Annotated in this window: 10 protein-coding genes; 5 read left to right on the top strand and 5 right to left on the bottom strand. The window is 41.2% G+C overall.

Features of this window, described 5'->3' with window-relative positions; translation table 11 throughout:
- Positions 1-213: 213 nt before the first annotated feature.
- Complete coding sequence (locus EI164_RS11885) at positions 214-780, bottom strand: DNA glycosylase (RefSeq protein ID WP_413038461.1); 567 nt, start codon at positions 778-780, stop codon at positions 214-216.
- Positions 781-1,244: 464 nt separating this feature from the next.
- Between EI164_RS11885 and upp the strand changes: the two genes are divergently transcribed.
- From upp to EI164_RS11865, 4 genes are all read left to right on the top strand, one after another.
- Positions 1,245-1,904, top strand: a complete 660-nt coding sequence (gene upp / locus EI164_RS11880; RefSeq protein ID WP_192520168.1) for a uracil phosphoribosyltransferase — start codon at positions 1,245-1,247, stop codon at positions 1,902-1,904.
- Positions 1,905-2,047: 143 nt separating this feature from the next.
- Positions 2,048-2,800, top strand: coding sequence for an SDR family NAD(P)-dependent oxidoreductase (locus tag EI164_RS11875; protein WP_192520167.1), 753 nt, complete (start codon positions 2,048-2,050; stop codon positions 2,798-2,800).
- A gap of 216 nt (positions 2,801-3,016) precedes the next feature.
- Positions 3,017-3,916 carry an ABC transporter substrate-binding protein gene (locus tag EI164_RS11870; RefSeq protein ID WP_192520166.1) on the top strand — a complete coding sequence of 300 codons (900 nt, stop codon included), beginning with the start codon at positions 3,017-3,019 and terminating at the stop codon, positions 3,914-3,916.
- 155 nt (positions 3,917-4,071) lie between these two features.
- Positions 4,072-5,040 (top strand): alpha/beta fold hydrolase, encoded by a 969-nt coding sequence (locus tag EI164_RS11865; protein ID WP_192520165.1) that lies wholly within the window; start codon positions 4,072-4,074, stop codon positions 5,038-5,040.
- 96 nt (positions 5,041-5,136) lie between these two features.
- Here the strand turns inward: EI164_RS11865 and EI164_RS11860 are convergent, their stop codons facing one another.
- From EI164_RS11860 to tyrS, 4 genes are all read right to left on the bottom strand, one after another.
- Positions 5,137-5,358 carry a DUF1653 domain-containing protein gene (locus EI164_RS11860; RefSeq protein ID WP_192520169.1) on the bottom strand — a complete coding sequence of 74 codons (222 nt, stop codon included), beginning with the start codon at positions 5,356-5,358 and terminating at the stop codon, positions 5,137-5,139.
- 3 nt (positions 5,359-5,361) lie between these two features.
- The gene (locus tag EI164_RS11855) at positions 5,362-5,883 is read right to left on the bottom strand and encodes a DUF4411 family protein (protein WP_192520164.1); all 522 of its coding nucleotides are present in this window, start codon (positions 5,881-5,883) and stop codon (positions 5,362-5,364) included.
- Positions 5,884-5,900: 17 nt separating this feature from the next.
- Entirely contained in the window at positions 5,901-7,031 is a 1,131-nt protein-coding gene (locus EI164_RS11850) for an ImmA/IrrE family metallo-endopeptidase (RefSeq protein ID WP_192520163.1), read from the bottom strand.
- Positions 7,032-7,124: 93 nt separating this feature from the next.
- Positions 7,125-8,336 carry a tyrosine--tRNA ligase gene (gene tyrS, locus EI164_RS11845; RefSeq protein ID WP_192520162.1) on the bottom strand — a complete coding sequence of 404 codons (1,212 nt, stop codon included), beginning with the start codon at positions 8,334-8,336 and terminating at the stop codon, positions 7,125-7,127.
- 119 nt (positions 8,337-8,455) lie between these two features.
- Here tyrS and EI164_RS11840 point away from each other — a divergent pair, with 119 nt between their 5' ends.
- The gene (locus tag EI164_RS11840; RefSeq protein ID WP_192520161.1) at positions 8,456-9,772 is read left to right on the top strand and encodes an anhydro-N-acetylmuramic acid kinase; all 1,317 of its coding nucleotides are present in this window, start codon (positions 8,456-8,458) and stop codon (positions 9,770-9,772) included.
- Positions 9,773-9,920 lie beyond the last annotated feature (148 nt).

Here is a 9,920-nt window from a genome sequence, read left to right as displayed (position 1 = left end):
TCTCGTTTCATTGAGTTAACTGGGTTCTAATTAGGTAATTAATACCCCACTTAACGCCAGTTCTCCCTAATGAGGTGCGTATTATAGACGCTTTATACACAGTGTCAATACTTTATTTAAAGGTTTTTTATTTAGTTTTATGCCACTTTTAATAGGCTAATACTTTCAATGGGTTAGCCCGCTTAAAGTCTTAATTCTTATAAACGATTATTATTAGAGCTTACCTATCTTTTTAAAGAAGTCCTTGTAAGCAGCGACTTTTTTATCTAAGGATAAAGGGTAGGCCCGTGAAGTGGATGGTAATCGATATAAAGTTAGATTATTCACGTCAGTTTTTTGATGATCTGCACTCTGCCACTCGTAAGGATAGTCCATACTCTGATTGGTCTTTGGATATTTAGATTTGGCCGGTGGATTATTCAACAAATTCAGCAGTACTTCAGTCGCTTTACCGCCTGTTGTGAACAGTGTCTCCACCTTTGGCACTTGCGTCAAAATATTATCTAGATCGACTGGCGTCACCACCGTTAAGTTTTTATCCGAAGCATTGCCTGTTTCGCGAATGGCTTGCTTAACAGTTGGACAAGACGCGATCCCGCGCTCAAACATGAAGGCGCGAATACGCTCTGGGTCAAAACGCTTCTCATCCCCTACTCGAAAATAATCTGCATCATCAAAAAACACGCGCCCATAGATGCGCCACATATCGTTATAAAAGTTTGGATAATGGAAGCGCATTGCCCATTTTTCACTGGTCGGTGGAAATGTGCCCATCATCATAACCGTCGCATTGGGCGGTAAGACAGGTGGAAACGGATGCGTTTCTATTTCTGCTGCTCTCGTTTCAGGCAATATCGAGTTGGTATCAGGATTATCATTCGTATGAGATGAGCGCGTAGTCATAAGATTCTTCATCAGAAAAGTGGTTTTTTTGGTATCATAGCAAGCCTAAACACTACCTCATTTAGAATCATACTATATAGTTATATTTAACTGGTTTAGTTAGCTTACTAAGCCTAAATAGTTAGGCTTTGACGGCAGCTGTGAACGCAAATATTGTCATTGCGCTAAGTGAACACTGCTGCACAGTAATGTAAGCAACTAATTGGCTTTACTGTGCAGAGCCTTACTTTACTATTTATATGCTAGCGATGCAGTTTGAGAGCGGTAGGTGTTTGTATCCTTTATATTAATAGCAACCGCAGCAATTGCGTAAGCATCAGCCCAAAATCAAGAGAGTACTCATGAGCGACTTAAATAACGATTTACAAATTACAGTAATCGACCATCCACTAGTCCGTCATAAACTTAGCTTAATGCGTGAAAAAGACTGTAGTACTTATAAGTTTCGTACGTTAACCAAAGAGCTTGCCCGATTGATGGCGTATGAAGCCAGCCGTGACTTTGAAATCGAGACTTTCCCAATGCAAGGTTGGTGTGGTGAAATTACTGGTGAGCAAATCATCGGTAAAACGGCGACTATTGTACCGATTTTGCGTGCAGGTATTGGCATGCTTGATGGGGTGCTCGATCTCATCCCTACTGCTAAGATTTCTGTTGTGGGTTTACAGCGTGATGAAGAAACGCTACAGCCAGTGCCTTTCTTTGAAAAATTCGTCAGCCACATGGACAAACGCCCTGCGCTCATCATTGACCCAATGCTAGCCACGGGCGGCTCAATGGTTGCGACCATCGAGATGCTAAAGAAAAATGGCTGCACCAATATCAAAGCACTCGTATTAGTGGCCGCACCTGAGGGTGTGCGCTTGGTCAATGAGGCGCATCCTGACGTGACAATCTATACCGCTGCGCTAGACAGCCATTTGGATGAGCATGGTTATATCATCCCAGGTCTGGGTGATGCTGGTGATAAGATTTTTGGTAAACAGTTATCAAATAAATAAGTAATTATCTAGAGCATATCTCTAACCTGAATGATAGGCTCTAGATACACTATTTAAGATACACTAACTTAAGGCGCACTAACTTAAATAGTGCTCATAAACATTATGACAGAAGCATACAACCTCAATGATAAGGATGGATGATGAACGTATTAATTACAGGCGCAAGCGCGGGTTTTGGTAAGGCACTGGCTGAACGTTTGGTGGCAAACGGTCACCAAGTGATTGGCTGTGCTAGACGCCTTGATAAACTCAATGCTTTGGCAGAGACTTTAGGTGAGGCTTTTTTGCCAGTCGTTATGGATGTGAGCGATACCGACACTATCCCTCAAATTATCGCTGACTTGCCTGAAAAGTTTCGTCAAATTGATGTGTTGGTAAATAATGCTGGTTTGGCACTGGGTACTGAGCCTGCTCAAAACGCTAAGTTAGAAGATTGGATGCGCATGACTGACACCAACATCAAAGGCCTGATGGCATTAACCCATGCGGTATTGCCAGCGATGGTTGCCCGCGATAGCGGTTATATTATCAATGTTGGTTCGATTGCTGGTAGCTGGCCTTATTTTGGTGGCAATGTATATGGCGCGACTAAGGCTTTTGTGAAGCAGTTTAGCTTAAACTTGCGTGCTGATTTATTGGGAACCCAAGTCCGTGTTACCAATCTTGAGCCGGGTAATGTCGGTGGTACTGAGTTTTCGAACGTACGCTACCACGGTGATGATGCTAAAGCTGCACAGGTTTATAACGGGTTCAAAAATATGACTGGCGATGATATTGGTGATATTTTAATATGGCTTATCGAGTCGCCTGCACATATCAACGTCAACCGCTTAGAAGTGATGCCTGTTGCGCAAACGTATAATGGACTGACGATTGCAAAAGACGACAGTTAGTCAGTATTAAGCGTTAACATCATTACTATCAGGCCGTCACACAGTATCTTATTTTGATACTGTGTGACGGCCTATTTTTTGGTCATTTTTACCGCTGTTTTGTGATATGGTCAACTTTCTTATTTGTGGACGCATTTATTTATCTATCGATGATCAATAAATGAGACTTCGCAATCACTCATACTGTTATTTATTAATAATTATAAGGACACTTTAATGGCTAATGCACCGCTAACGTTGACGCTAGAATGGTTTTTAAATCCAGACCATCTGCCTTTTATTGCCGGTATTCATACTGGTGCTTATTCTAAGGCGGGGCTTGATATTAATATGATAGAGCCTACAGAACATTATGATGGGTTTGCAGAGCTAGAAGCAGGCAATATTGATTTGCACGTGAACGAGCCGATTCATTTATTTGAGCATTATTTTGAAGACTTAAAAGCATTGGGCTGTTTTTTTGTGACTGATGGCGGCGTGCTTATTAAGCAAAGCAGCCTTGATAAATTGCACAATAACCAACCGATTCGTATCACAACGCCCGCATCAAACCCTATTACCAATAAAATTGGCTTTGAGATTTTAAGCCGCTATGCCAAGAAAAATGGTTTTGTGCTAGATATTGATAATGTGGATTTTGTTGAAACCGATTTTCAACATCTACAAAACTTACAAGAAGGCGATGCCGCAGGTGAATTTGATGGTGCATGGTTATGCTTTTATAATTTTGAAGGCATTGAAGCCAATTATGTTGGGCTTGAGTATACCTTTATCGATCAGCATCTATCACCGTATCCTAATTTTTCGGCATTGGAGCTGATGACCACACATAGTATCTGGCAAGAAAAGTCGGACGCATTGACACAGTTCGTCGCGGTTAGTACAGAAATGGCACAGCTATGTATCGACAATCCTCAACAGGCACGCGAGATTTATTATGGTTATACGGGCGAGGCGCCATCAGCATTAATGGATGACATTATCAATGATACGCTAAAACGCTTGATAGCACCTATCAAACCAAATGCCGAGCGCTGGACTACCCTACGCGAGATGCTAGCAACATTAGATATCGCTAATATCAGTGACGCCAATTATGCCAAACTGTGGCAGTAATATAGTCCAACTCATGTAAATTCGCTACATCGTCACCCTTGCTAGCCATACTCATGTATGGCTTGTACTCGGTTTCTTTGTATCGAAACTATGTGAACTTAACTATAGCGCTGTGCCACGTCATACATAGCCAATATAAGCCAATGATATCCCATATGTTCAAAACGACATTTAAAACGCCTGAGCAGTATCAATTACAAACCACTCATGTCACGGCGACTGATGGTACACCGTTGCCCGTTTCTATCATTGGTAAAGGTAAACCTGTCTTGCTGCTACACGCTTTTGGGATGGATGCGCGGCAGTTTTTGCCGTTCATCCTACCGTTGACTCAGCATTACCAATTTTATCTGCCGCACTTTCGAGGGTTTGGGTTGGCCAGTAATCTAATGTTGCCAACGTTTGATTTTATTGAGCAATATGCAGAGGATACTCAGCAAGTATTTGAGTATATGCGTGAAGAAACTGGGGTTGAGGCATTTCATGTGGCTGGAATCTCCATGGGCGCGTTGGTCATGTGGGCGTATTTTCAGCGCTTTGGTACTCAATACGTGAGCCGCTATTTGAATATTGACCAAGCACCGATTATTCACAATCAGCCTGATTGGCAAGGTGGCGGCGTATTTGGCACGCGGCAAACCGAGTTATTTGCGCAGTTCACACGTTTGATCACTCATGCAGCACCTTATATGCAGGTGGAGCAAGTTGATAGTTTTCGGCATCTACCTTATCAATTAAAAGAAAATTTATTGACAGTGGAACGCTCGTTTTCGCTGCTTTCTGTCGGTACCAAGCCTTCACAGATATTGACAAAAACTTTGAGTTATCGCGCACCACATAAAATCGCTCTGATGAAACACGCCACGTGGCAGCACAAACTGCGCTGCCTGTCTGCTTATGTTGAGCTGCCCTACGATTACCGAGCCGTATTGCCAAGGGTAAATATTCCGACCACGCTACTGATCGGCGGGCGTTCGCAGTTATATGGCGCAGAGTGGCAACAACGTTTGGTTACCATGCTGCCCAATGCACATAGTATTGTTTTACCAAAATCAGGACATGCCGTACCAATGGATGCGCCCATCGGGTTTTATAAGGTGTTAAGGCAGTTTTTGAGTAGTTGAACTTTAAAACATTGGTGTGAATAGATAGAAAAAAGCGACTTTCAAAGTCGCTTTTTTGTTAAGTCAGCGGTGAGATATGTTCGCAGAAAACTGAAACTAATCGTTTAAGTCTTTAATCAATTCAAACCGTGGTATTTGCTTGCCATCTACCATAACTGTTTCAGTAAACATCGTTAAGGGACGAACCCACACGCCATATTCACCGTATAGGCAACGATAAACCACAAGCGATTCTTCGGTTTCTGAATGCTGCGCCGTATGCAATACTTGATAGAGACTGCCTTTGTAGTGGCGGTAAATGCCTTGGGATATTATGATAGCTTAAAACCTCATACCTAAGTGAGTGAAGACGTCTAACCAATTGCTACAAGGAATATTTTTATAACGACAGACATCAGGAATTTTTAATTGAGTCTGTTTGCTTAAAACTGGATTAGTAATATCTTTATTAAAGCCCTGTTCACTAGTAATAACTTTCGCATTCTTGATGGATGCTACTGAGATGTTTGATAAGTCTTCATCTAAATTATCTAGGAACGTTTCTCGCTTTTTAGTGATGAAAGGCACATTGCTAGCCAAATCTCCTTTTAAGCTAATTAGATCTTGAGCATAATCACTGTTTCTTATTACATCTACTTTAAGACGTCTTATGAAATCATCGTAATTGTTTCTAGGATAACCGAACTGAGTAAGCTTCCCTTCAACTTCCTTATTAATATGCTCGGATTGAATAAAACGTATTTGCCCTGCCATAACAGCAGATTCTAGTCCATCCCATAAACTTGTAAAAGAATCATTAGGGTAATAACGATAGCATATATCTAGTAACGCATTAGTATCCACACAACACATTAATGTCATTATGTAAAAGCCTTCTTCTCTAGATGGTCTAGATCACTCATTTTTTCAATACCTAGAATTCTCATAGCACTACCTAAACTCAGTGCATCCTCCCAAACGGCTGAAAACACTTGCTGAATATAAATCTTACCAAAATGATTATAGGTAGTGTGTTTTTTATAACTGACTCTAAAACCACTATCCTTTTCATCCATTTCTTTCTGCTTATTAGCAAAATATGTATTTAATTCGTTCTGTGAGATTTTTCCTATTTGCTTTAACTGTATAGCGATAGCATCATAACTGACTTTAATAGCTTTTCGAATGTACGCAATATTCTCAGTTAATTGCTTTTTTTCATCGTAAATTTTATTTATAACTGAAGTAGGAACTAATACATGGCCTGCTACTTCATTACAATAACTTTCAGTACTATTATCAGCTTCTAAGATATGACCATCTAAAGCACTTTGTCTTAGACCTAAATGTACTAGTTCATGAATTAAAGTAAAGAGCTTTCTCGATGGAGTCTGACCAGATGTAATAATAACTATAATAGGTAATACGTCATAGTAAAGAGATAAACCTTCTGAACCGATACTAAGTCTAGATTTCTCTAGAACTAAAATATCTTTTTTCTCTAATAATAAGCGCCATGATTTATAGTAGTCGCTCCCCTCAACAGTCAGACGAGCGTTATCCACATCTAGGAAATCTCGAATACGTTGAGCATCTTCCTGTGCATCATTCCCTAATAAGCTTAACTGGAAGTCTCCAAGATTTTCTTCGATAGCATCGTATACATGTAATAGATTCTCTCTATCTTTATAAACTTCACTGATTAGCTTATTTAGCTCATATAAATCCTCATCATCTGAGTTTTTATCTGAGTAGTTTCTATGATCAATATACTTTGGAATATTTTTACTATAGAGCTTATCCATTGTGAGATAATGGGTAGGTACAATCAGTATTTTGGCAATACTCTCTAATTGTTTCACAGTGAAAACTTCGGATTCTGTTTCACCTATGAGAACTTTCTTCAAATTAGTATTCGATTTTTTGGCAAGCAAATCTACAGATAGCGACATCTGTTTTCGATAATGAGTTAAAGCTTTAGGAGAATGTGTCACTAGCTGACGACTTGCCATATATGTCTATAGTTCCTAATCAAATAAAAGTAAAAATATAATTAATATTATATCTTTATTTATAGCTCAAGTTTGTAAATGTGTTATTTTAATTTAACCCACCGTCACTTTTGCATAAGCCTTTTTGCCAGCCTGAATCACGACCGTCTGACCTGAGGTTAAGCTAAAGCCACCATCAACGACTTCGCCATCTACTTTGACTGCGCCACGTTTTACCATGTCTTTGGCTGCTGAGTTGTTTTTGGTCAGTCCCGCTTGGTTTAGAATTTGCGTGATAAATAACGCATCCTGTCCTTCTAAATCTAAGGTAATTTCTGGCAAGTCAACTGGTAGCTCGCCATCTGCTAAGACGTTACCGGCAGATTTGTGGGCATTGGCAGCGGCATCAGCGTCATGGAAGCGCTCGATTAACTCTTCGGCTAAGATACGTTTGATTTCTTGTGGATTGCGACCGCCTTCCATTTCATTCATTAAGCCTTCAATTTCTTCCATTGGCTTAAAGCTTAAAAACTCAAAGTAACGGCGAATCAAAGTATCCGGCATTGATAACAGTTTTTGGTACATAGTACCTGGTGCATCATAAATACCAACATAGTTGCCCAATGATTTAGACATCTTGTTGACACCATCCAACCCTTCTAAGATTGGTACCGTGATGCATACTTGCGGCTCTTGACCGTAGCGGCCTTGTAGCGTGCGACCCATCAAAATATTGAAGGTTTGATCAGTACCACCCAGCTCAACATCCGCTTTTAGGGCGATAGAATCATAACCTTGCACCAGCGGATACAAAAACTCATGTATGGCAATCGGCGTTTGTGCTGCATAGCGTTTAGAGAAATCATCGCGCTCAAGCATACGTGAGACGGTCAATTGGCTAGAAAGCTGAATCATGTCACCCGCTGACATATCCTTGAACCATTCGGAGTTAAAGACAATCTTGGTTTTTTCTTTATCCAAAATTTTAAAAACCTGTTCAGCATAAGTCTGCGCATTAACTTTGATTTGCTCATCGGTCAATGGCGGACGTGTGCTGTTTTTGCCAGAAGGGTCGCCAATTTTGGCCGTATAATCACCGATTAAGAAATAAATCTCATGACCCAAGTCTTGAAAATGCTTAAGCTTATTGATCAACACAGTATGACCTAAGTGCAAATCAGGTGCCGTAGGGTCAAAGCCTGCCTTGATGCGCAATGGGCGGTTCAGTTTCAACTTCTTAACCAAATCCTCTTCAGATAGGATTTCCTGTGTACCGCGTTGAATTAAGGCAAGTTGTTCTTCTAGGGTGTATGTATGCTCAGTCATGAGAGTCTCTATATTGTCTTTATTAAAGGGTTACAGCGTTTGAATGATTTAGAATCTCGTCGCTGTCAAAAGATGTTAGAATTTGGCAGATATATTAGCGTTTTTTAAGGTAAATTGCCATGACTAAGCTGCTGCCTGCAGATGAGAGAAAAGATACTTCTGATTTTAGTGCTGTCGCTGACAGACAGACTGAGTTGGGGTCCGATATAGAATCAGACTTTTTATCACTGTCCGATACGCTTGAGCAGACCCTTTTTGAAAGTTTTGACGATGGTCTGTATATTGGTATGATGTCAGGAACCAGCTTGGACGGCATGGATGCTGTACTATGCCGCTTTTATGATGATACAACGACACCCATGCAACTGGTAGCGAGCTACAGTCAGGATTTTCCGCAGCGCCTACGTGAGGTTCTGTTGGCTTTGTGCCAGCCCAAAGGTGTGAGTCAGTTAACGCCAACTGACGATGAGCCCAATAGCGAGCTGGACTGGTTTGGTTGGGCAAGCAAACAGTATGCTGAGTTTGCCAGTGATGTGGTCAATACGCTACTAAAACAATCAAATATAGATGCCGATGCCGTACTGGCCATTGGCTGTCATGGTCAGACCGTGCGCCATCGTCCGCAGATGGGATTCACATTGCAATTAGTCGATGCCAATATCATCGCTGAGCGTACAGGTATCAGTGTGGTTAGTGATTTTCGTCGTCGTGATATGGCCGTTGGTGGTCAAGGTGCGCCATTGGTACCAGCATTTCATCAAGCACTGTTTGTCACGCATGACAGTACACGCGTGTTATTGAACTTGGGCGGTATTGCCAATATTACCGTTTTGCCTGCCAATGGAAAAGATCAAGTTATTGGCTACGATACTGGGCCAGCCAATTTATTATTGGATGCATGGTCATTACTACATACTGGTAAAGATTATGATGCAGATGGTGCATGGGCGCAGTCGGGACAAGTGATTGAGCCATTACTTAACCAACTGTTGGAACATCCATTTTTTATAAAACCTTATCCCAAAAGTACGGGGCGTGAAGATTTTAATTTGGCATGGCTACAAGATGAGCTGAGTACATTTGAGTCAAAAGATACTGGCACAAGCTGCTCAGCCACCGATATACAAGCAACGCTCACTGAATTGACCGCCATTACTGCTAGTATGCAAATCAAACCTTTTGTAGAACAACGTGATAGTGCTGTATATATTTGCGGTGGCGGCGCGCTCAATGCCTATTTGTTGACGCGGTTGCAAGCTCACTTACCACAATGTAAGGTGACGACGACTGCCGAGTTAGGCCTAGATCCTACATGGGTAGAAGCCGTTGCTTTTGCATGGCTAGCTCAGCAAACTTTAATGGGAGAAACGGGTAACCTGCCTGCGGTTACTGGCGCAAGTAAAAATGTGGTACTGGGGCAAGTCTGTTTTGCTTAGTGAGCTGTTTATTCTAATGCTGGCTAAAGTTTAATTTTAGCTGGCATTGCTATTGATACAACGACTTTACTTATCGTAATTTATTGAAAATTTGGTGGTGTATCAGAAAGTATGCTGAGGAGATAAAAGGAGGGTGACAGCCAAAGCA

It is taken from the genome of Psychrobacter sp. FME13 (assembly GCF_014861395.1).
In the GTDB taxonomy this organism is placed as follows: Bacteria; Pseudomonadota; Gammaproteobacteria; order Pseudomonadales; family Moraxellaceae; genus Psychrobacter.
Note: the sequence above shows the minus strand (reverse complement) of the source record. Positions and strands in the feature narration are given on the sequence as shown.

What these genes read in the sequence shown, in the direction of transcription:
- EI164_RS11885 (WP_413038461.1), bottom strand. Translation starts at nt 780, where the DNA reads ATGATGATGGGCACATTTCCACCGACCAGTGAAAAATGGGCAATGCGC.
- upp (WP_192520168.1), top strand. Translation starts at nt 1,245, where the DNA reads ATGAGCGACTTAAATAACGATTTACAAATTACAGTAATCGACCATCCA.
- EI164_RS11875 (WP_192520167.1), top strand. Translation starts at nt 2,048, where the DNA reads ATGAACGTATTAATTACAGGCGCAAGCGCGGGTTTTGGTAAGGCACTG.
- EI164_RS11870 (WP_192520166.1), top strand. Translation starts at nt 3,017, where the DNA reads ATGGCTAATGCACCGCTAACGTTGACGCTAGAATGGTTTTTAAATCCA.
- EI164_RS11865 (WP_192520165.1), top strand. Translation starts at nt 4,072, where the DNA reads ATGTTCAAAACGACATTTAAAACGCCTGAGCAGTATCAATTACAAACC.
- EI164_RS11850 (WP_192520163.1), bottom strand. Translation starts at nt 7,031, where the DNA reads ATGGCAAGTCGTCAGCTAGTGACACATTCTCCTAAAGCTTTAACTCAT.
- tyrS (WP_192520162.1), bottom strand. Translation starts at nt 8,336, where the DNA reads ATGACTGAGCATACATACACCCTAGAAGAACAACTTGCCTTAATTCAA.
- EI164_RS11840 (WP_192520161.1), top strand. Translation starts at nt 8,456, where the DNA reads ATGACTAAGCTGCTGCCTGCAGATGAGAGAAAAGATACTTCTGATTTT.